This is a genomic window from Paraburkholderia sp. 35.1 (assembly GCF_050436525.1).
In the GTDB taxonomy this organism is placed as follows: Bacteria; Pseudomonadota; Gammaproteobacteria; order Burkholderiales; family Burkholderiaceae; genus Paraburkholderia; species Paraburkholderia tuberum.
Window position 1 is genome coordinate 2,365,151 of record NZ_JBNDMJ010000003.1, and the last position, 21,669, is coordinate 2,386,819.

Consider the following 21,669-nt stretch of genomic DNA (forward strand, 5'->3'; position numbering starts at 1 on the left):
AAAGTGCGAAATGTCCGATTCGAATTTGTTATCTACTCGTAAGGTTAAGGGGGCGCTGGCGAGAAGAATCGGACTGATCGCGATGGTCGGTCTGCTGATGGCCGGCACGCTTGCCTCTCTCGACGCCGAAGCACGCCGCATGGGCGGAGGCCGCAGCTTCGGCCGTCAATCGAATAGTCTGCAGCAGCGCCAGACGCCGCCGCCGTCCCAGCCGGCGCAGAACAATCAGGCCACGCAGCAGAGCGCGCAGGCGGCGCCTGCGACTAAGCCCACGCCGCCCGCCGCGCCGAACCGCAATCGCTGGCTCGGGCCGATCGCCGGTCTCGCGGCCGGCCTCGGCATCGCCGCATTGCTGTCGCATTTCGGGCTCGGCGAGGCGTTCGCCGGCATGTTCGCGAACGTGATCGTGATCGCGTTGATCGCGATTGTGGTGATCTGGCTCATCCGCCGCTTCACCGGCCGTAAGCGCGATGCGGCGCAGCCTGCCTACGCGGGCACGGCGCCGTCGCTGAACACGAAAGGCACCGACTATATTCAGGAGCCGCGTTACACGGCGCCGCCCACCGGCTCGTATCTCGAACCGCAGGGCAACCCGTTGACCACGCCATCGCTCGGCGCGACGCCGTCGGTGCCGGCCGGCTTCGATTCGGAAGCGTTTCTGCGTAACGCGAAGGTGTACTTCGTGCGCCTGCAGGCCGCGTGGGACGTCGGCAACGTCGAGGACATCCGCGAATTCACGACGCCGGAAATGTTCGCCGAAGTGCGCGTCGATCTCGCGTCGCGCGGCACGCAGCCGACCCAGACCGACGTCGTGCAGTTGAACGCCGAGCTGCTCGGCGTCGAGGAGCGCGCGAACGAATCCTTCGCGAGCGTGCGCTTCTCCGGTTTGATCCGCGAGGAGCCGGGCGCGGCGGCCGAGCCGTTCGTCGAAGTCTGGAATCTGACGAAGGCGAACCGCACTGGCGAAGGCTGGCTGCTTGCCGGCATCCAGCAGGTCGAGCAACACTGACATGCCGAAGCATCGAGTCGCGTTTGCCTCGAAAAGAGCCGGCCACGGCATGGCGATTCCTCACCTCGCGCATGGCTTAGGCCGTTCGGCATAGCAGGCCGCGAAGCGAACGGACGTTACAATGGGAGCCCGCGCAAGCACCTCGCTCGCGCGGGTTTTTTCTTGCCACCTTCGATGACCCTCGCCGCCAAGCCCTTCGCTGCTGCTGTCAATCATCTGCTCGCCCGCGAATCGTGGGCCCGCGAGCGCCTCGCCCCCTACGCGGGCAAGACCGCTCGCCTGTCATGTCCGCCGGTTGTGCTCGCGCTGCTCGTGCAGCCCGACGGCTATCTCGGTACGCTCGACGAAGCCGATGCGCATCAGTTCGACGTGACGATCTCGGTGCCGTCCGACGCACTGCCGGCCTTCCTGCAAGGTGGCCAGGCCGCGGTGATGAAGCACGTGAAGATCGAGGGCGACGCCGAGTTCGCGACCGTGATCGCGAAGCTCGCCGAGCATCTGCGCTGGGAGCCGGAGGAAGATCTCGCGAAGCTGATCGGTGATGGACCCGCGTGGCGCATCACGTCGCTAGTCCGCTCAGTCGGCGAGCATGTGCAGCGCACCGGTCGCAATCTGCTCGACACCGCCGCCGAGTACCTGCTCGACGAAAATCCGCAACTGGTGCGGCGCACCGCGCTCGCTGACTTCAACGTCGAGCTGGCGCGCGCGCGCGATTCGCTCGCGCGCGTCGAAAAGCGCATCGAGCGCATCGAACAGAAGGTCGAAGCCCGCGGCGCACAAACGCCGGGCGGCGCCGCCACGTCGCGCGGCACGCGCTAGTCACCGGGCCCAGCCATGCGTTTTCTGCGTTTTCTCAAGATATTTTTCACGGTCATCCGCTTCGGACTCGACGAAATGATGTTGAGCCGCATCAACGACCGGCGCGTGCGTCTGCTGCTGCACATCACGACGCTCGGCCGCAAGTTCGATGCGCCGCCGGGCGTGCGTCTGCGGCTCGCGCTCGAAAGCCTCGGGCCGATCTTCGTCAAGTTCGGCCAGGTGCTGTCGACCCGTCGCGATCTGCTGCCGGTCGATATCGCCAACGAACTTGCCAAGCTGCAGGACCAGGTGCCGCCGTTCGATTCGGCGGTCGCGATCGCGCTCGTCGAGAAGTCGCTCGGCGCGCCGGTCGACGTACTGTTCGACGATTTCGAGCGGGTGCCGGTCGCGAGCGCGTCGATCGCACAGGTCCACTTCGCGAAGGTGAAGGCCGGCCAGCATGCGGGCAAGGCGGTCGCGGTGAAGGTGCTGCGCCCCAAGATGCTGCCGGTGATCGATTCCGACCTCGCGCTGTTGCGCGACATCGCCCTATGGGCCGAGCGTCTGTGGGCCGACGGCAAGCGCCTGAAGCCGCGCGAGGTGGTCGCCGAATTCGACAAATACCTGCACGACGAACTCGACCTGATGCGCGAGGCCGCCAACGGCAGCCAGTTGCGGCGCAACTTCCTGGGGCTCGACCTGCTGCTCGTGCCCGAGATGTACTGGGAGTTCTGCACGCCCACGGTGCTCGTGATGGAGCGCATGGTCGGCGTGCCGATCAGCCAGGTCGATACGTTGCGCGCGGCGGGTGTCGACATCCCGAAGCTCGCGCGCGAGGGCGTCGAAATTTTCTTCACGCAGGTGTTCCGCGACGGCTTTTTCCACGCCGACATGCACCCCGGCAACATCCAGGTGAGCCTCGATCCCGCGCACTTCGGCCGCTATATCGCGCTCGACTTCGGCATCATCGGCGCGCTGTCGGACTTCGACAAAAACTACCTCGCGCAGAACTTCCTCGCGTTCTTCAAGCGCGACTACCATCGCGTCGCGACGTTGCATCTGGAGTCGGGCTGGGTGCCGCCGAGCACGCGCGTCGAGGAGCTCGAAAGCGCGATCCGCGCGGTCTGCGAACCGTATTTCGATCGCGCGCTGAAGGACATTTCTCTCGGCCAGGTGCTGATGCGTCTGTTCTCGACGTCGCGGCGCTTCAACGTCGAGATCCAGCCGCAGCTCGTGTTGCTGCAAAAGACGATGCTGAACGTGGAAGGCCTAGGCCGTTCGCTCGATCCCGAACTGGATCTGTGGAAGACCGCGAAGCCCTATCTCGAGCGCTGGATGAACGAGCAGATCGGCTTGCGCGGCTGGTACGAGCGTCTGAAGATCGAGGCGCCGCAGTGGAGCAAGACGCTGCCGCAGTTGCCGCGCCTCGTCCATAACATGCTGGCTGAGCGCCATCATCCGGTGGGCGGCGCGAACGACGACGTGATCCGCCAGATCCTGCTCGAGCAAAAGCGCACCAACCGTCTGCTGCAAGGCCTGCTGCTGTTCGGCGTGGCGGTCGGCGTCGGCGCGATGCTGGCGCGTGCGTTCCTGGTACTGGCTTATGGAGGTTAGATTCCGATGAGCGATCCGACCCAACCCGCCGCGCCCGATTTCGCAACCCGCGATCCCGACTCGCCCGAGTTCTGGGACGAACGCTTCGAGCGCCATTTCACGCCGTGGGATCAGGCGGGCGTGCCGTCCGCGTTTCGCGCGTTCGCCGAACGGCACCGCGACGTGGCCGTGCTGATTCCAGGCTGCGGCAGCGCGCACGAAGCGGTATGGCTCGCGCGCCAGGGCAACCCGGTACGCGCGATCGACTTCTCGCCGGCCGCCGTGGCGGCGGCACGCGAGCAGCTCGGCGCGCATGCATCGCTGGTCGAACAGGCGGATTTCTTCACCTATGCGCCACCGTTCGCACCGGCATGGATCTATGAGCGCGCATTCTTCTGCGCGCTGCCGCCGGCGCGCCGCGCCGACTACGCGCAGCGCATGGCCAAACTGCTGCCGGCCGGCGGGTTGCTGGCGGGCATCTTTTTCATCGGCGCGACGCCGAAAGGGCCGCCGTTCGGCGTCGAACGCGGCGAGCTCGATGCGCTGCTCACGCCACACTTCGAGCTGGTCGAAGACGAAGCGGTCGACGACTCGATCACCGTATTCGCCGGACGCGAGCGCTGGCTCACCTGGCGACGTCGCGGCTAACGCCACGCGCGCCGCTCTTGAGAGGTCCGGGGGTCGTCCCCATCTGGCGCGGTGGCGGGCGCGTCGTGCGTCCGCTTCCCGAAATCCGGGGAACGGACATCGTTTGCGGCTATAATTCAAGGCTTTGCAAGCGTTTACAAGATTTCAGTAGGCATTTGGAGTAAGAGAGGATCATGCCGATCTACGCTTATCGTTGCGGGTCATGCGGTTTCGGGAAGGACGTGCTCCAGAAGATGAGCGACCCCCAGTTGACGCAGTGTCCCGAGTGCGGAAAAGACACCTTTAGCAAACAACTCACCGCCGCCGGCTTCCAGTTGAAGGGCTCCGGCTGGTACGTGACCGATTTCCGCAGCGGCACGAGCGCGCCGGCCGCGTCGGAAGCGAAGTCCGAGCCGGCCGCAGCCGCTGCCCCGGCTGCATCGGCTGCCGCGCCCGCGGCCCCCGCCGCAGCGCCCGCCGCCGCGAGCCCGAGCGGTTCCGGCAGCGCCTAGTGGGACTGCCGCCCCGCGCGGGCGGCGTATCTACCGCGCATGGGCTTCGGCCCGCGCAGCTTTCTGGCGGTACACATGACGACGAAGAAATTCACGCTCAAATCGGTGTTTCTGACCGGCCTGCTGGTGCTGGTGCCTCTGGCCATCACACTGTGGGTGCTCGGTCTGGTCATCGGCACGATGGACCAGACGCTGTTGCTGCTGCCTACCTCGTGGCAGCCGGAACGCACGATCGGCTATCGCTTGCCGGGCCTCGGCGCGGTGCTCACGCTCGCGTTCATCTTCGTCGTCGGGCTGTTGACGCAGAACTTCATTGGGCAGAAGCTCGTGAAGTGGTGGGAACTGCTGGTCGCGCACATTCCGGTGGTCGGCCCGCTCTACACCAGCGTGAAGCAGGTGTCCGACACGCTGCTGTCGAGCAGCGGCAATGCATTCCGCAAGGCGCTGCTGATCGAGTACCCGCGCCGCGGGTCCTATACGATCGCGTTTCTGACCGGCATCCCGGGCGGCGACGTGGCCAACCATCTGAAAGAAGAGTACGTCAGCGTATACGTGCCGACCACACCGAACCCGACGTCCGGCTTCTTCCTGATGGTGCCGAAAAGCGAAGTGATCGAGCTCGACATGACGGTCGACGCTGCGCTCAAGTACATTGTCTCGATGGGCGTCGTGGCGCCGTCCGCGCCACCGCCGGCGCCGGTGCGCCGCGCCACCGTCGAGCCCCCGCTCTAATGCCGGCGCGCAACGCTTCATGCAGGATCGTCTGCGGCGCGCCGTTCAACCAATGCAAAACGAAAGACAAACATCATGTCGATGAGATCTGAATACTGCGGTCTGGTGACCGAAGAACTGCTGGGCCAATCCGTCTCGCTGTGCGGCTGGGTAAGCCGCCGCCGCGACCATGGCGGCGTCATCTTCATCGACTTGCGCGATCGCGAAGGGCTCGTTCAGGTCGTCTGCGATCCGGATCGCGCTGACATGTTCAAGGTCGCCGAAGGCGTGCGCAACGAGTTCTGCGTGCAGGTCAAGGGTGTCGTGCGCGGCCGTCCGGAAGGCACGACCAATGCCTCGCTGAAGAGCGGCAAGATCGAAGTGCTGTGCCACGAGCTGATCGTGCTGAACGCGTCGGTCACGCCGCCGTTCCAGCTCGACGATGACAACCTGTCGGAAACCACGCGCCTCACGCATCGCGTGCTCGACCTGCGCCGTCCGCAGATGCAGCACAACCTGCGTCTGCGCTATCGTGTCGCGATCGAAGTGCGCAAGTACCTCGACGAGCAGGGCTTCATCGACATCGAAACGCCGATGCTCACGAAGAGCACGCCGGAAGGCGCGCGCGACTACCTCGTGCCGTCGCGTACGAACCCGGGCCAGTTCTTCGCGCTGCCGCAGTCGCCGCAGCTATTCAAGCAGCTGCTGATGGTCGCGAACTTCGACCGTTACTACCAGATCACCAAGTGCTTCCGCGACGAAGACCTGCGCGCCGACCGTCAGCCGGAATTCACGCAGATCGACTGCGAGACCTCGTTCCTGTCGGAACAGGAAATCCGCGATCTGTTCGAGGCGATGATCCGTCACGTGTTCAGGACGACGATCGGCGTCGAGCTCGACCAGAAATTCCCGGTCATGGAATACGCGGAAGCGATGCGCCGCTTCGGTTCGGACAAGCCGGACCTGCGCGTGAAGCTCGAGTTCACCGAGTTGACCGATGCGATGCGCGACGTCGACTTCAAGGTGTTCAGCACCCCGGCCAACACGAAGGACGGCCGTGTCGCGGCGCTGCGCGTGCCGAAGGGCGGCGAGCTGTCGCGCGGCGACATCGACAGCTACACGGAATTCGTGCGCATCTACGGGGCGAAGGGTCTCGCGTGGATCAAGGTCAATGAAGCGGCGAAGGGCCGTGACGGTCTGCAAAGCCCGATCGTGAAGAACCTGCACGACGAAGCGCTGAAGGCGATCATCGAGCGCACCGGCGCACAAGACGGCGACATCATCTTCTTCGCGGCGGATCGCGCGAAGGTCGTCAACGACAGCCTTGGCGCGCTGCGTCTGAAGATCGGTCATTCGGAATTCGGCAAGGCCAACGGCCTCGTCGAGTCCGGCTGGAAGCCGCTGTGGGTCGTCGACTTTCCGATGTTCGAATACGACGAGGAAGACAACCGCTACGTCGCCGCGCATCACCCGTTCACGAGCCCGAAGGACGAGCACCTCGAGTACCTCGAAACGGACCCCGCGCGCTGCCTCGCGAAGGCCTACGACATGGTGCTGAACGGCTGGGAAATCGGCGGCGGCTCGGTGCGTATCTACCGTGAGGAAGTGCAGAGCAAGGTGTTCCGCGCGCTGAAGATCAACGCGGAAGAAGCGCAGGCGAAGTTCGGCTTCCTGCTCGACGCGCTGCAATACGGCGCGCCCCCGCACGGCGGTATCGCGTTCGGTCTGGACCGCATCGTCACGATGATGGCCGGCGCCGACTCGATCCGCGACGTGATCGCGTTCCCGAAGACGCAACGCGCGCAGGATCTGCTCACGCAGGCGCCGAGCGAAGTCGACGAGCGTCAGCTGCGCGAACTGCACATCCGTCTGCGTACGCCGGAACCGAAGGCATAAAACCGCGGCCGCTGCGCGCGGCCGGCAAGCGGTCTTGCGTGTGCCGGCCAGCGGGCCGGCGGCCGCAAAAAAACCACACGAGCGAAACGAAAAGGCGCTGAGGTGATCTCCACCTCAGCGCCTTTTTCATTTTTTGCGTTACAGTGAAGCCACTGCTTTCCAGACCCTTTCGACCGTCATCCGACATGTACCGCGCGTATCGTCGCGCCCAGTTTGAGCCATGCCGAAACCGCCGAAAATTCCGCAGTCCGTCCTCGTCATCATTCATACGCCTGCGCTCGACGTGCTGCTGCTCGAGCGCGCCGATCATGCGGCGTTCTGGCAGTCGGTGACGGGTTCGAAAGACCGGCTCGACGAACCGCTCGCCGACACGGCGGTGCGCGAAGTCGGCGAGGAAACCGGCATCATGATCGGCGGCGCACTGGTGCCGCGCAGCGGGTTGTTCGACTGGCACTACTCGATCGACTACGAGATCTACCCGGAATTTCGTTACCGCTACGAAGCGGGCGTGCTCTACAACACCGAGCACTGGTTCAGCCTGCAGGTCCCCGAGTGCATCGACGTGACGCTCGCGCCGCGCGAACACACCGCGTATATGTGGCTGCCATATGAAGAGGCCGCATCGCGCTGCTTTTCGTCGTCGAATGCCGATGCGATCCTGCAGTTGCCGCGGCGGCTCGCCGCACGCCCGGTCGACCCGCAATCCGGCCCGCTGGCCGGGGAGCGTGGCCAGTGAGCGCAGGCGGCTCGGGCCGTTTGGCGCGTCTGCGCCACACGTTGCTCGGCCGTCGTTACTGGCAGCGCTACCGCTTCACCAGTAACAACGAGGTCGAGCTGCTGCGCTCCGGCGACGATTTCTTCGACGCGTTGATCGAGCGCATCGACGCGGCCGAGCACAACGTCGCGCTCGAAACCTATATCTTCTGCGACGACGAAGCCGGCCACGCGGTCAGCGAGGCGCTGCTTCGCGCTGCCGCGCGCGGCGTCGGAGTGCGTGTGATCACCGATGGCGTCGGCACCGCGCGCCTGAAGATGTTCGAGCAATGGCCGGCCGGCGGCATCGAGCATCGCATCTACAACCCGCATCTGTTCGGCCGCTTCGGCTTTTCGCGCACGCACCGCAAGCTCGCGGTGATCGACGATCAGATCGCGTATTGCGGCGGCATCAATATCGTCGACGATTACGAGAACAACGGCGAGAAGCTGCCGTACCGGCGCTGGGACTTCGCGGTCGAGCTGCGCGGGCCGGTGGTCGCCGACGTGCGCGATGCGATCGACGTGCAGTGGCGGCGGATTCGCGTCGGCCATCGGCCGCTCGATTCGATGAAGCCCGACCTGTCGTCGCAGGACGCCAACTCGCTTGGCAGTCTGCGCAGACGCCGGCGACGCCGCAACGAGGCACTGTGGGCCGGCGGCGAGCCGTGCGTCGCATTCGTCGCGCGCGATAACCTGATCAACCGCCGCGCGATCGAAAAAGCTTATCTGGCCGCGATCGGCCAGGCGCGCCATGAAATCCTGCTCGCGAATCCGTACTTCATGCCGGGACGCAAGCTGCGTCGCGCGCTGGTGTTCGCGGCGCGGCGCGGCGTGGTCGTGAAGCTGATCATCGGGCGCAAGGAGTTCAAGGCGCTCGATTACGCCGTGCCGTTCCTGTACCACGCGCTGTTGCGCGCAGGCGTGCAAATCGCCGAATACGAGAAGACGCTGCTGCACGGCAAGGTCGCGGTGGTCGATTCGAACTGGGGCACGGTCGGTTCGTCGAATCTCGATGCGCTCAGCCTGATGCTCAACAACGAAGCGAACGTCGTGCTCGTGAACGATCCGTCGATCCCCAAACTGCGCGACGCGATTCTCGACGCGTTCACGGACGCGCGCCCAATCGATGAAGCGCACTACGAATCGCGACCGGCGCGCGTGCGCGCGCTGAGCTGGATCGCGTACACGAGCTACCGCGTCGCGATGAAGCTGCTGACGGTGGGCGGCTACGACTAATACCGCTCGCACGAGAGCCCGCGCTTGCTGCATCATGTCGGCCATCAATCGGCGCCAGCGAACCGGGGCAAAGAAATAGAACACGCGCGAGAACACGCGCGCGCCGATCGGCAACCATCGAGTCAAGGCAAACGCCTCTAAAAATCTGATTGATCTGATGGTCGAAAGCCGCAAAATTAGAAGCCGGTTAGAAACCGGTTTCTAATAAAGTCCTTGTTTCGCGGACGGCAAGCACTCAATAATAGTACGGCCGTTCGATTTTAAATTCGGTCACATTAGAACGGTAAGACAGCTATGCGAAAAGGCGAACAAACCCGAGCCGCGATTCTCGACGCAGCACTCGATCTGGCAGGCCGAGACGGACTGGAAGGTCTGACGATTGGTCTGCTGGCCGAGCGCATGCAGATGAGCAAGAGCGGTGTGTTCGCGCATTTCGGGTCGCGCGAGGATCTGCAGATCGAGGTCGTGCGCGAATACCACCGCCGTTTCGAAGAAGAGGTGTTTTTCCCGAGCCTGCGCGAGCCGCGTGGTCTGCCGCGCTTGCGCGCGATGATTTCCCGCTGGATCGAGAAACGCATTCAGGAAGTCACGACCGGCTGCATCTACATCAGCGGCGCCGTCGAATACGACGACCGCGCGGATAGCCAGGTGCGCGAGCAGTTGGTGTCGAGCGTGACGACGTGGCGTGCGGCGCTCACGCGCGCGATCTCGCAAGCGATGGAAGAAGGGCATCTGCGCGCCGATACCGACCCGCAGCTGATGCTGTTCGAACTGTATAGCGTCACGCTCGGCCTGCATCACGACGCGCGCTTTCTGCATTTGCCGGATGCGGTGCGTCTCACGTGGGCCGCGCTGGAAAAACTGATTAATTCGTATCAAAGCGAAAGCCGTTAGCGGCGTCGCCGGAATCTACCGGAAACGCGCGGCGCAGAAGGTCCGACCACGGACCCGGCCAACGGCCTGGCTTTTTGTCAAACCAGGGAGAGAGAGTCATGGGACAGTACGCCGCGCCGCTGCGCGACATGCAATTCGTGTTGCACGAACTGCTCAACGTCGAGGCCGAACTTCGGCAAATGCCGAAGCACGCCGAACTCGACGCCGACACGATCAACGCGGTGCTCGAGGAAGCCGGCAAGTTCTGCTCCGAAGTGCTGTTCCCGCTCAACCACAGCGGCGACCAGGAAGGCTGCACGTATGCCGGCGACGGCGTCGTGACCACGCCGAAGGGCTTCAAGGAGGCCTATCGGCAATACGTCGAAGCCGGCTGGCCGGCGCTCGGTTGCGACCCGGAATTCGGCGGCCAGGGACTGCCCGCGTTCGTCAACAACGCGCTCTATGAAATGCTGAACTCGGCGAATCAGGCGTGGACGATGTATCCGGGCCTGTCGCACGGCGCGTACGAATGCCTGCACGCGCACGGCACGCCGGAACTGCAGCAACGCTATCTGCCGAAGCTCGTCGCAGGCGTCTGGACCGGCACGATGTGTCTGACCGAGCCGCATTGCGGCACCGACCTCGGCATTCTGCGCACGAAGGCCGAGCCGAACGGCGACGGCTCGTACTCGATCAGCGGCACGAAGATTTTCATTTCGAGCGGCGAGCATGACATGGCGGAGAACATCGTTCACCTCGTGCTCGCGCGTCTGCCGGATGCGCCGAAGGGCACCAAGGGGATTTCGCTGTTCATCGTGCCGAAGTTCGTGCCGAACGAAGCGGGTGAGCCCGGTGAGCGCAACGGCGTGAAGTGCGGCGCGATCGAGCACAAGATGGGCATTCACGGCAACGCGACCTGTGTGATCAATCTCGACAACGCGAAGGGCTGGATGGTCGGCGAGCCGAACAAAGGCCTGAACGCGATGTTCGTCATGATGAACGCAGCGCGTCTCGGCGTCGGCATGCAGAGCCTCGGTCTCACCGAAGTCGCATATCAGAACTCGCTCACGTACGCGAAAGAGCGGCTGCAGATGCGTTCGCTGACCGGCCCGAAGGCGCCGGAAAAGGCCGCCGATCCGATCATCGTGCATCCGGACGTGCGCCGCATGCTGCTCACGCAGAAGGCCTACGCCGAAGCCGGCCGCGCGTTCTCGTACTGGTCGGCGCTGCAGATCGACAAGGAGCTGTCGCACGCCGACGAAGCCCAGCGCAAGGAAGCCGCCGACCTCGTCGCGCTGCTCACGCCGATCCTGAAGGCGTTCCTGTCGGACAACGCGTTCGAAGGCACCAATCACGCGATGCAGATCTACGGCGGCCACGGCTTCATCGCCGAATGGGGCATGGAGCAGTACGTGCGCGACGCGCGCATCAACATGATCTATGAAGGCACCAACGGCATCCAGTCGCTCGACCTGCTCGGCCGCAAGGTGCTCGGCGACATGGGCGCGAAGATGAAGAAGTTCGGCAAGCTCGTCGCCGAATTCGTCGAAGCCGAAGGCATCAAGCCGGAGATGCAGGAGTTCGTGAACCCGCTCGCCGAGATCGGCGAAAAGGTGCAGAAACTGACGATGGAAATCGGCATGAAGGCGATGCAGAACCCGGACGAAGTCGGCGCCGCGGCCGTGCCGTATCTGCGCACGGTCGGCCATCTGGTGTTCTCGTACTTCTGGGCGCGCATGGCTCGTATCGCGCTGGACAAGGAGGTATCGGGCGATCCGTTCTACAAGGCGAAGCTCGCGACCGCGCGCTTCTACTTCGCGAAGCTGCTGCCCGAAACGGCGATGACGATCCGCCAGGCGCGCGCCGGTTCGAAGCCGATGATGGACGTCGAAGAAGCGTTGTTCTGACGCTCGCACATCGAGCGAGGCCACACACATCGCGCGAAGCATGGCTGACGCTTCGCGCCATCGCACAACTCTCCGGAGAAACGACGTGAGCAATCTGATCATTCGCAAGGTAGCCGTGCTCGGCGCCGGCGTGATGGGCGCGCAGATCGCCGCGCACCTGATCAACGCCAAGGTGCCCGTGCTGCTGTTCGACCTGCCCGCCAGGGAAGGCCCGAAGAACGGGATCGCGCTGAAGGCGATCGAAAATCTGAAGAAGCTGTCGCCGGCGCCGTTCGGCGTGAAGGACGACGCGCAATACATCCAGCCCGCGAACTACGACGACGACATCGACAAGCTCGCCGAGTGCGACGTCGTGATCGAAGCGATCGCCGAACGCATGGACTGGAAGCACGACCTGTACAAGAAGGTCGCGCCGCACATCGGCCCGAACGCGATTTTCGCGACCAACACGTCGGGGCTGTCGATCACCGCACTGTCCGAAGGTTTCGCGGACGAACTGAAGGCGCGCTTTTGCGGCGTGCACTTCTTCAATCCGCCGCGCTACATGCATCTGGTCGAACTGATCCCGACCGCGACGACGCGTCCGGAAATTCTCGATCAGCTCGAAACCTTCCTGACCAGCGTGGTCGGCAAGGGCGTCGTGCGCGCGAAAGATACGCCGAACTTCATTGCGAACCGCGTCGGCGTGTTCTCGATCCTTGCGGTTATTGCCGAAGCCGCGAAGTTCGGCCTGCGTTTCGACGAAGTGGACGACCTGACCGGCGCGCGCCTCGGCCGCGCGAAGTCGGCGACGTTCCGCACCGCCGACGTGGTCGGTCTCGACACGATGGCGCACGTGATCAAGACGATGCAGGACACGCTGCCGGACGATCCGTTTCTGCCGGTCTACGAAACGCCGGCCGTGCTCGCCGAACTGGTGAAGAAGGGCGCGCTCGGCCAGAAGACCGGCGCCGGCTTCTACAGGAAGGAAGGCAAGGCGATCAAGGTGCTCGATCCGAACACGGGTGCATATATCGACGGCGGCGGGAAGGCGGACGAACTCGTCGGCCGCATCCTGAAGCGTCCGGCTGCCGAGCGTCTGAAGCTGCTGCGCGAAACGCAGCACCCGCAGGCGCAGTTCCTGTGGTCGATCTTCCGCGACGTCTATCACTATATCGCCGTGCATCTGGAATCGATCGCCGACAATGCGCGCGACGTCGATCTCGCGATCCGCTGGGGCTTCGGCTGGAACGAAGGTCCGTTCGAAGGCTGGCAGACGGCCGGCTGGAAGCAGGTCGCCGAATGGGTGCAGGAAGACATCGCGGCGGGCAAGGCGCTCGCCAACGTGCCGCTGCCGTCGTGGGTGCTCGAAGGCGCGGTTGACGAGAAGGGCGGCGTGCACACGGCCGAAGGCTCGTGGTCCCCGGCCACGCAGACCTTCGTGCCGCGCTCGTCGCTCGACGTGTACCGCAAGCAGGTGTTCCGCGCGCCGCTCGTCGGCGAAACCGGCGCCGATCCGAAGACCTACGGCAAGACGCTGTTCGAGACCGATGCGGTGCGCGCATGGGTCGACGATCGCGCGGGCGAGGACGACGTGCTGATCGTGTCGTTCAAGAGCAAGATGAACACGATCGGACCGGCGGTGATCGAAGGGCTCACGCAGGCGATCGAACTGGCCGAGAAGGACTACAAGGGCCTCGTCGTGTGGCAGCCCACATCGCTGAAGCTCGGCACGCCGGGCGGTCCGTTCTCGGCGGGCGCGAACCTCGAAGAAGCGATGCCCGCGTTCATGATGGGCGGCGCGAAGGGCATCGAGCCGTTCGTGAAGAATTTCCAGCAGGGCATGCTGCGCGTCAAGTACGCGAACGTGCCGGTGATTTCGGCGATCTCGGGCATCGCGCTCGGCGGCGGCTGCGAGCTCGCACTGCACAGCGCGAAGCGCGTCGCGCACATCGAGAGCTATCTGGGTCTCGTCGAAGTCGGCGTGGGTCTCGTGCCGGCCGGCGGCGGCCTGAAGGAAGCGGCGCTGCGCGCGGCCGAAGCGGCAAGCCAGGTCGGCGCGACGAACGATCTGCTGAAGTTCCTGCAGAAGCCGTTCGAGAACGCGGCGATGGCGAAGGTGTCGGCCTCCGCGCTCGACGCCCGCGCGATGGGCTACCTGAAGCCTTCCGACACGATCGTCTTCAACGTGTTCGAACTGCTCGACGTCGCGAAGAAGGAAGCGCGCGCGCTCGCCGCGGCGGGCTACCGTGCGCCGCTGCGCGCGACCCAGGTGCCGGTCGCGGGCCGCTCGGCGATCTCGACGATCAAGGCGTCGCTCGTCAACATGCGCGACGGCCGCTTCATCAGCGAGCACGATTTCCTGATCGCGAGCCGCATCGCGGAAGCGGTGTGCGGCGGCGACGTCGAAGCGGGCAGCCTCGTCGACGAAGAATGGCTGCTGCAACTCGAGCGTCGCGCGTTCGTCGAACTGCTCGGCACGCAGAAGACGCAGGAACGGATCATGGGCATGCTGCAGACCGGCAAGCCGGTGCGCAACTAAGCGGCGACCGCACAATGTGCATGGGACCAGAGTAAGAGCTTTGGCCAACTCTGGTCGACAAAGGAGATTCCCAAATGGCAAAGCAATTGCAAGACGCATACATCGTCGCCGCGAGCCGTACGCCGATCGGCAAGGCGCCGCGCGGCATGTTCAGGAACACACGTCCGGATGAGCTGCTGGTTCACGCGATCAGGTCGGCCGTCGCTCAGGTGCCCGGCCTCGACACCGGCGTGATCGAAGACGCGATCGTCGGTTGCGCGATTCCGGAAGCGGAGCAGGGCCTGAACGTCGCACGGATCGGCGCGCTGCTGGCAGGTCTGCCGAACACGGTCGGCGGCGTCACGGTGAACCGCTTCTGCGCGTCGGGTCTGACCGCGCTCGCGATGGCCGCGGACCGCATCCGCGTCGGCGAGGCGGATGCGATGATCGCGGGCGGCTGCGAATCGATGAGCATGGTGCCGATGATGGGCAATAAGCCGTCGCTGTCGCCGCATATCTTCGATCGCAACGAAGACGTCGGCATCGCGTACGGCATGGGCCTGACCGCGGAGAAAGTCGCCGAGCGCTGGAAGATCAGCCGCGAAGCGCAGGATGCGTTCTCGGTCGAATCGCACCGCCGCGCGTTCGCCGCGCAGCAAGCCGGCGAATTCAACGACGAAATCGCCGCGTACACGATCGTCGATCGCGTGCCCGATCTCGCGACCGGCGAGATCAACGTGAAAACGCGCGAGGTGTCGCTCGACGAAGGTCCGCGCGCGGACACGTCGATGGAGGGCCTCGCGAAGCTGCGCGCGGTGTTCGCGAACAAAGGCTCGGTCACGGCCGGCAACAGCTCGCAGACGTCGGACGGCGCGGGCGCGTTGATCGTCGTGTCGGAAAAAATCCTCAAGCAGTTCAACCTGACGCCGCTCGCGCGCTTCGTCAGCTTCGCGGTGCGCGGCGTGCCGCCGGAAATCATGGGCATCGGCCCGAAGGAAGCGATTCCGGCCGCGCTGAAAGCCGCGGGCCTGAAGCAGGACGACCTCGACTGGATCGAGCTGAACGAGGCGTTTGCCGCGCAGTCGCTCGCGGTGATCCAGGACCTCGGCCTCGATACGTCGAAGATCAACCCGCTCGGCGGCGCGATCGCACTGGGCCATCCGCTCGGCGCGACCGGCGCGATTCGTGCGGCGACCGTGGTGCACGGCCTGCGCCGCCGCAACTACAAGTACGGCATGGTGACGATGTGCGTCGGTACCGGCATGGGCGCGGCGGGCATCATCGAGCGTCTGTGAGCCGCTGATCGAACGGGGGATCCTTCTGTGATCCACCAGGGATCGCGCAACGGTTCGCAGGCCGCGCGGCTTGCGAACCGTTTTTACATTCAGCAGGAGCACAAGGAGATGAACGGGATGACGACGGATATTCTGGTCGAGCGCGCCGATGCGGTGCTGACCATCAGCTTCAACCGGCCCGGCAGGAAAAACGCGTTCACGGCCGCGATGTATCAGACGATGGCCGACGCGCTCGTAGACGCGCAGGGCGACGCGTCGGTGCGCGCGATCCTGATTCGCGGCAGCGCGGGCATATTCAGCGCGGGCAACGATCTCGAGGACTTCATGAAGTCGCCGCCGGTTGGCGAAACCCCGCCGGTGTTCCAGTTCCTGCGCGCGCTATGTTCGGCGGAAAAACCGGTGGTGGCGGCGGTCGCGGGGCCGGCGGTCGGCGTCGGCACGACGTTGCTGCTGCATTGCGATCTGGTCTACGCGGCCGACACCGCGAGCTTTTCGCTGCCGTTCACGCAGCTCGGGCTGTGCCCGGAAGCAGCGTCGAGCCTGTTGCTGCAGCGCGTGGCCGGTTACCAGGCGGCGGCGGAAAAACTGCTGCTCGGCGAGGCGTTCGACGCGGCCGAAGCGCACCGCATGGGCTTCGTGAATCGCGTGCTGCCGGCGGGCGAAGTCGACGGGTTCGCGGCGTCGCAGGCCGCGAAGCTGGCGGCGCTGCCGGCGTCGTCGTTGCGCGTGACGAAGAGCCTGATGAAGCGCGCGAGCCAGCAGGAACTGCAGACGCAGATGACCGAGGAAGCCGTGCATTTCGGCAAGATGCTGCTTGCGCCCGAAGCGCGCGAGGCGTTCAAGGCGTTCTTCGAGAAGCGCAAGCCGGATTTCCGGCGGTTCGACTGAGGGGTGTGCGACGCAGGCGAGCTTCGGGTGGGTTAGCCGTGAATCGTCGCTGCGCCGCTTCAATCGCTCAAGCTTGCTGCTGCCACGTGTCGTAATCGACGTAGCTGCCTTCGCGGCAGAAGCTCACGAGCCGCACGCCCGCCTCACGCGCGATCGCAATCGCGAGCGACGACGGCGCCGAGATCGTCGCGACCATCGGCACGTCGACGCGCGCGGCCTTGCGCACCAGCTCGTAGCTCGCGCGGCTCGACAGAAACACGAAACCGTCGCGCGTATCGGCGCGGTCGAGCACGAGCTGGCCGATCAGCTTGTCGAGCGCGTTGTGGCGGCCGACGTCCTCGAACGCAGAGTGAATCGCGCCTTGCGAATCACACCACGCGGCCGCGTGGAGGCCGCCCGTCAAACGAGTGAGCGCCTGGTGCTCGGGCAGCGCGCGCGCGGCGCGTGCGATCGCATCGGGCGCGAGCCGCTGCAAGAAGCCAGTGTCGGGTACACGCTGCGGTTTCAGATCCAGCAGATCGATGCTTTCGATGCCGCACACGCCGCAGCCGGTGCGCCCGGCGAGCGCGCGGCGCTTTTCCTTCAAACCGGCGAACGCCTGCTGCACGACCTGCAATTGCACCTCGGCATGCGGCAGCTCGCCGTGCCCGTGCAATTCGACCTCGATGTCCTGAATGTCGCTGCCGCGCTCGACGATCCCCTCCGAAATCGCGAAGCCGACCGCGAACGCTTCGAGATCGCGCGGCGTGCACATCATCACCGCGTGCGAGATGCCGTTGAACACGAGCGCGACCGGCCACTCCTGGCCGACGTGATCGGTGGCGGTTTCAACCGCCGCGCCGCGATGGCGGCGCACTTCGAGTTGCACCGCGCCGGGTTGTTCGTCGCTGTCGAGGGCGTGGGGCTGGCCGTCCGCCCGCCCGGTTTGGCGCCCGTTTTGCTGTCCGTTCAAGCTGCTTCACTCCTGTACCATGCCGCGCGTCAAAGGGTGCGCCGGGCTCGCCGTATGCTTCGCGGCGGCCGCCGCGCGGGGCGCCGTCGCGCGAATAAGGTTCTAAAATACCTCAAGCGACGCCCGCACGCTGTCCGCCACCGACAAGGAGCACTGACATGGGACTCAACGAAGCACCGCTTCTGTTCGACTTCGAGGTCGCGTCTTCGGAGAATTTCACTTATATCCCGATGTCGGTGCGCTTCAATCTCGACCGTTTCGGGCTGCGCATCACGCTCGCGCAGTGGCAGCAACTGCCGCTCGAAGATCGCAAGCTGCTCGCGCGTTTCCCGGTCGAAGACGACACGCAGATCGAACCGAATTTCGATCACGCGCTGTTCGAGATGCTGCGCACGCACGCGAACGTCGAACCGGAGTGGTTCACGCCGGAGGAGTCGCCGGCCTGGCGTCAAACCGACAGCGTGCCCGACGGTGTCGCGCATCAGGCGGGGCTGGCCGGTCTCGCCGCGCCGAGCGTCGCGCGCTGGGCCGAGCTCGATCCTTTCAAGCGCTATGTGCTCGCGAAGCTGTCGCGCAAGCCCGAGGCGAGCCACGATTTCGTCCCGGCGATGAAGGAATTTGAAGCGGCCGGCTAGGCGCGGCCGGCTAGGTGCGGCCGGTCAGCCGCCCCCAGCCAGGCGCCCCCACCAACTCGCAGCCTTCCCCCAAATCATCAGATTTTTTTCACGCCGACCCTCAACCCGCTTCCGATCGCTGCCGATATCCAAAGGATGGCGCGTAAAAGACTTGCATCGATGCGGCCCGACGCACCGGCAGCGAGCGCGCTCTCCCGCCCTCGGAACGATTGACGTTCGGAATCCATGAATCCTTTTCTATCGAAGCGACTGCTGATCAATATTGTGGTCGTGGTCGTCGCGGTCGGTGCAAACGCGTTCGTCGCGTACACGCAGATTCGCGGGCAGCGCGACGCCGATGCGCGCCTCGCGCGCTCGACCAGCGTGCGCCAGAACCTCGATGCGTATCACGCCGCGCTCGATAACGCGCTCGCCGCTCTGCACCGCCTGAAAGAATCGGGCAAGCCGGTGCCGCCCGACGCGGCCGCTTCGATGACGAACACACTCGCGAGCCGCGAGCAATCACTGCGCGAGGAGCTCGCGAGCGAGCCGTACATGTCGGGGGCGCTTGCCAGCCTGAGCGCGGCGCGGCACGCGTTGCAGCACGATCTCGAGGACACGCTGCGCAACCATGCGAGTGACCTGCCCGGAGCGGCAAGCGCGGCGTCGGGGGCGGCGTCGGGCGTGGCGCACGCGGCATCGACCGAAGCACCGGGGGCGGCCCCCCTCGACGCGCCATTCGAGGCATCCCTCGACCCTGCGCCGTCGAACTCGCATCTTGCCCCCGCGCTAGAGCGTGTCGAAGCCGCGCTCGCCACGTTGCGCAGCGAGGAAAACCGCTCGTTGCAGACCTCGCTCGCGGCATCGGCGAGCGACAGCGAGCGCGCGATGTTCGTGCTGCTCGTGACGATGCTCACCGGCAGCGTGCTGCTGTTCCTCACGTTCGGCGTGCGCGAGAACAGCGCGCGCGAAAAACTGCGCAGCGCCCGCGCGCTGGTGCGCAACGACGAGCGTTTTCGCAGCCTGTTCGACGATCACACCGTGCCGATGTACATCTTCGATCGCGACACGCTGTGCTTTCTCGCCGTCAACAAGGCCGCGATCCAGCAATACGGCTACACGGAAGACGAGTTTCTCGGCATGACGATCCGCGCGATCCGCCCGAACTCGGAAATCGGCCGCCTGGAGACGCACCTGCAGCGTAGCGCCGACCTCCGCCAGAGCCACACGATGGCGGGCATCTGGCGGCATCGGCGCAAGGACGGCTCGATCCTCAGCGTCAACGTGTCCTATCACGCACTGAACTTCATGGGCCGCGACGCCTCGTTCGTGCTGGCGGACGACGTGACCGACCAGATCAACGCCGAAGCCGAAGCGCAGCGTTCGAATCAGATGCTCGAAGCGGTGATCGACAACATTCCGCAGCGCATCTTCTGGAAGGACCTGAACTCGCGCTATCTCGGCTGCAACATGGCGTTCGCGCGCGATGCGGGGCTCGCGTATCCCGAACAGGTGGTCGGCAAGAGCGACGCCGACCTGGCGTGGCGCGCGTTCGCCGACCTGTTGACCGAGCACGATCGCGAAGTCGTGAGCACCGGCGTGCCCAAGATGAACTTCGAGGTCGACTTCGTGATCGACGGCTTGCACCGCACGACGGTCACGAGCAAGCTGCCGTTCACTGACGGCGGCGGTCAGGTGATCGGCGTGCTCGGCTCGTACACCGACATCACCGAGCGCAAGCGCGCCGATCTCGCGCTGCGTCTGCAAAGCCGGGCGCTCGACGCGAGCGTCAACGCGATCCTGATCACCGCGCCGTCGCCGTCGGGAAATCTGATCGAATACGTGAATCCGGCGTTCATGCGCATCACCGGCTACGATCCCGCCGAGGTGATCGGCCACGACTGCCGCGTGCTGCAACGCGACGACCGTGACCAGGAAGGCGTCGCGTTGATCCGCGAGGCGCTCGCGGCGAATCGCGAGGTCAGCGCGGTGGTGCGCAACTATCGCAAGGACGGCGCGCTGTTCTGGAATCAGCTGTTCATCGCGCCGGTGCCGAACGCGGAAGGCGTGATCACCCATCATATCGGCGTCATCAACGACGTGACCGAGCTGATCCGCTATCAGGAGCAGCTCGAATACCAGGCCAACTACGACGGCCTTACGCGGCTGCCGAACCGCAACCTGCTGCGCGACCGGCTCGAACATGCGCTCGTCGTCGCGCAGCGGCATCATTCGGGCGTCGCGGTCGTGTTCCTCGATCTCGACGGCTTCAAGAACGTCAACGACAGCCTCGGCCATAGCGTCGGCGACCGGCTGCTCGGGGTGGTCGCCGAACGGCTCGCGCGCTGCTCGCGCACCAGCGACACGGTTGCGCGTCACGGCGGCGACGAGTTCGTGATCGTGATGACCGACACCGTCGACGAGCAATCGCTGATCACGTGGATGGAGCGCGTGCGCGCGTCGATCGCCGAGCCGGTGTGGCTCGACGGCACCGAGCTGTACGTCGGCTGCAGCATGGGCGCGAGCCTGTTCCCGCAGGACGGCGAGGATGCCGAAACGCTGATGAAGAAGGCCGACGTCGCGATGTATCGCGCGAAGGACATGGGGCGCAACACGTTCCAGTTCTATCAGCCGGAGATGAACGCGAGCGCGGGCGCGCGCCTGAATCTCGAACGACGCCTGCGCCGCGCGCTGCGCGACAACGAGTTCCTGCTGCACTATCAGCCGCAAGTCGATATCGGCAGCGGACAGATCGTCGGCATCGAGGCGCTGGTGCGCTGGCACGATCCCGAGGTCGGGCTCGTGCTGCCGTCGTCGTTCATTCCGCTCGCCGAGGAAAGCGGGCTGATCGGGCCGCTGTCGGAGTGGGTGCTGCGCGAGGCGTGCCGGCAGAACAAGGCGTGGCAGGATCAGGGCTTGCCGCCGGCGCGCGTGTCGGTGAATCTGTCGGCGCGGGTGTTCCAGCAGCGTGACATCGCGAAGCTCGTGATGCAGGTGCTCGACGAGACCGGACTCGAACCGAAGTACCTCGAACTCGAGCTGACCGAAAGCACGATCATGCGCAACGCGGAAGAAGCGGTGTCGATGCTCAACGAACTGCACGCGCTCGGCATCGGTCTCGCGATCGACGACTTCGGCACCGGCTATTCGAGCCTCAGCTATCTGAAGCGCTTCCCGGTGGACCGCTTGAAGATCGACCGCTCGTTCGTGTCGGATATCGGCGTATCGGGCGACGATGAGACGATCACGTCGGCGATCATCGCGCTCGCTCATTCGCTGAAGTTGCAGGTGATCGCCGAGGGCGTGGAAACGTCGGCGCAACTCGACTTCCTGAAGGCACGCGCGTGCGACGAAATGCAGGGCTTCTATTTCGCGAAGCCGCTATCGACGGAAGCGATTTCCGAACTGCTGCACGGCGGGTTGGTGCCGGAGCTGGAGCCGGCGTGAGGGGAGCGTGACGCGGCGACGGGTGTCGCCGCGTGTCGCCGCGTGCCGCGTCCAA

18 protein-coding genes are annotated in these 21,669 nt (G+C 65.1%); 16 read left to right on the forward strand and 2 right to left on the reverse strand.

Annotated elements, in window-relative coordinates; genetic code table 11:
* Positions 1 to 10: 10 nt before the first annotated feature.
* The 14 genes from OKW27_RS31065 to OKW27_RS31130 all read left to right on the forward strand — a co-directional run bounded on the left by OKW27_RS31065 (position 11) and on the right by OKW27_RS31130 (position 16,601).
* Positions 11 to 1,009, forward strand: coding sequence for a Tim44 domain-containing protein (locus OKW27_RS31065; RefSeq protein ID WP_090802996.1), 999 nt, complete (start codon positions 11 to 13; stop codon positions 1,007 to 1,009).
* A 174-nt stretch (positions 1,010 to 1,183) separates the two neighbouring features.
* Complete coding sequence (locus OKW27_RS31070; RefSeq protein WP_429335728.1) at positions 1,184 to 1,828, forward strand: ubiquinone biosynthesis accessory factor UbiJ; 645 nt, start codon at positions 1,184 to 1,186, stop codon at positions 1,826 to 1,828.
* Positions 1,829 to 1,843: 15 nt separating this feature from the next.
* A complete protein-coding gene (gene ubiB / locus OKW27_RS31075; RefSeq protein WP_429335729.1) occupies positions 1,844 to 3,421 on the forward strand; it encodes a ubiquinone biosynthesis regulatory protein kinase UbiB in 1,578 nt (525 codons plus the stop codon).
* A gap of 6 nt (positions 3,422 to 3,427) precedes the next feature.
* Positions 3,428 to 4,048 carry a methyltransferase domain-containing protein gene (locus OKW27_RS31080; protein WP_429335730.1) on the forward strand — a complete coding sequence of 207 codons (621 nt, stop codon included), beginning with the start codon at positions 3,428 to 3,430 and terminating at the stop codon, positions 4,046 to 4,048.
* A gap of 173 nt (positions 4,049 to 4,221) precedes the next feature.
* Positions 4,222 to 4,539, forward strand: coding sequence for an FmdB family zinc ribbon protein (locus tag OKW27_RS31085; RefSeq protein WP_429335731.1), 318 nt, complete (start codon positions 4,222 to 4,224; stop codon positions 4,537 to 4,539).
* Positions 4,540 to 4,614: 75 nt separating this feature from the next.
* Positions 4,615 to 5,271 carry a DUF502 domain-containing protein gene (locus tag OKW27_RS31090; RefSeq protein WP_090805585.1) on the forward strand — a complete coding sequence of 219 codons (657 nt, stop codon included), beginning with the start codon at positions 4,615 to 4,617 and terminating at the stop codon, positions 5,269 to 5,271.
* Between the two features lie 75 nt (positions 5,272 to 5,346).
* On the forward strand, positions 5,347 to 7,146 hold the full coding sequence (gene aspS, locus OKW27_RS31095; RefSeq protein ID WP_090803006.1) for an aspartate--tRNA ligase: 1,800 nt from the start codon (positions 5,347 to 5,349) through the stop codon (positions 7,144 to 7,146).
* Positions 7,147 to 7,366: 220 nt separating this feature from the next.
* Entirely contained in the window at positions 7,367 to 7,882 is a 516-nt protein-coding gene (nudB, locus tag OKW27_RS31100) for a dihydroneopterin triphosphate diphosphatase (RefSeq protein ID WP_090803007.1), read from the forward strand.
* Positions 7,879 to 9,138: a cardiolipin synthase ClsB gene (gene clsB / locus OKW27_RS31105; RefSeq protein ID WP_429335732.1), complete on the forward strand. Its 1,260-nt coding sequence runs from the start codon at positions 7,879 to 7,881 to the stop codon at positions 9,136 to 9,138. The genes nudB and clsB overlap by 4 nt, the downstream gene beginning before the upstream one ends.
* 294 nt (positions 9,139 to 9,432) lie before the next feature.
* On the forward strand, positions 9,433 to 10,032 hold the full coding sequence (locus OKW27_RS31110) for a TetR/AcrR family transcriptional regulator (RefSeq protein ID WP_090803011.1): 600 nt from the start codon (positions 9,433 to 9,435) through the stop codon (positions 10,030 to 10,032).
* Positions 10,033 to 10,130: 98 nt separating this feature from the next.
* Positions 10,131 to 11,918: an acyl-CoA dehydrogenase C-terminal domain-containing protein gene (locus OKW27_RS31115; protein WP_090803012.1), complete on the forward strand. Its 1,788-nt coding sequence runs from the start codon at positions 10,131 to 10,133 to the stop codon at positions 11,916 to 11,918.
* 85 nt (positions 11,919 to 12,003) lie between these two features.
* The gene (locus tag OKW27_RS31120) at positions 12,004 to 14,439 is read left to right on the forward strand and encodes a 3-hydroxyacyl-CoA dehydrogenase/enoyl-CoA hydratase family protein (RefSeq protein WP_429335733.1); all 2,436 of its coding nucleotides are present in this window, start codon (positions 12,004 to 12,006) and stop codon (positions 14,437 to 14,439) included.
* Between the two features lie 74 nt (positions 14,440 to 14,513).
* Positions 14,514 to 15,713 (forward strand): acetyl-CoA C-acyltransferase, encoded by a 1,200-nt coding sequence (locus OKW27_RS31125; RefSeq protein ID WP_184062394.1) that lies wholly within the window; start codon positions 14,514 to 14,516, stop codon positions 15,711 to 15,713.
* Between the two features lie 117 nt (positions 15,714 to 15,830).
* On the forward strand, positions 15,831 to 16,601 hold the full coding sequence (locus OKW27_RS31130) for an enoyl-CoA hydratase (protein WP_429336609.1): 771 nt from the start codon (positions 15,831 to 15,833) through the stop codon (positions 16,599 to 16,601).
* A gap of 67 nt (positions 16,602 to 16,668) precedes the next feature.
* Here the strand turns inward: OKW27_RS31130 and fdhD are convergent, their stop codons facing one another.
* Positions 16,669 to 17,553: a formate dehydrogenase accessory sulfurtransferase FdhD gene (gene fdhD, locus OKW27_RS31135; RefSeq protein WP_429335734.1), complete on the reverse strand. Its 885-nt coding sequence runs from the start codon at positions 17,551 to 17,553 to the stop codon at positions 16,669 to 16,671.
* 158 nt (positions 17,554 to 17,711) lie between these two features.
* Between fdhD and OKW27_RS31140 the strand changes: the two genes are divergently transcribed.
* Positions 17,712 to 18,188, forward strand: coding sequence for a nitrate reductase associated protein (locus OKW27_RS31140; protein ID WP_429335735.1), 477 nt, complete (start codon positions 17,712 to 17,714; stop codon positions 18,186 to 18,188).
* A gap of 77 nt (positions 18,189 to 18,265) precedes the next feature.
* Here the strand turns inward: OKW27_RS31140 and OKW27_RS31145 are convergent, their stop codons facing one another.
* Positions 18,266 to 18,415 (reverse strand): hypothetical protein, encoded by a 150-nt coding sequence (locus OKW27_RS31145; protein WP_429335736.1) that lies wholly within the window; start codon positions 18,413 to 18,415, stop codon positions 18,266 to 18,268.
* Here OKW27_RS31145 and OKW27_RS31150 point away from each other — a divergent pair.
* Positions 18,414 to 21,614 carry a sensor domain-containing protein gene (locus tag OKW27_RS31150; protein ID WP_429335737.1) on the forward strand — a complete coding sequence of 1,067 codons (3,201 nt, stop codon included), beginning with the start codon at positions 18,414 to 18,416 and terminating at the stop codon, positions 21,612 to 21,614. The two genes, OKW27_RS31145 and OKW27_RS31150, sit on opposite strands and share 2 nt — an antisense overlap.
* Positions 21,615 to 21,669 lie beyond the last annotated feature (55 nt).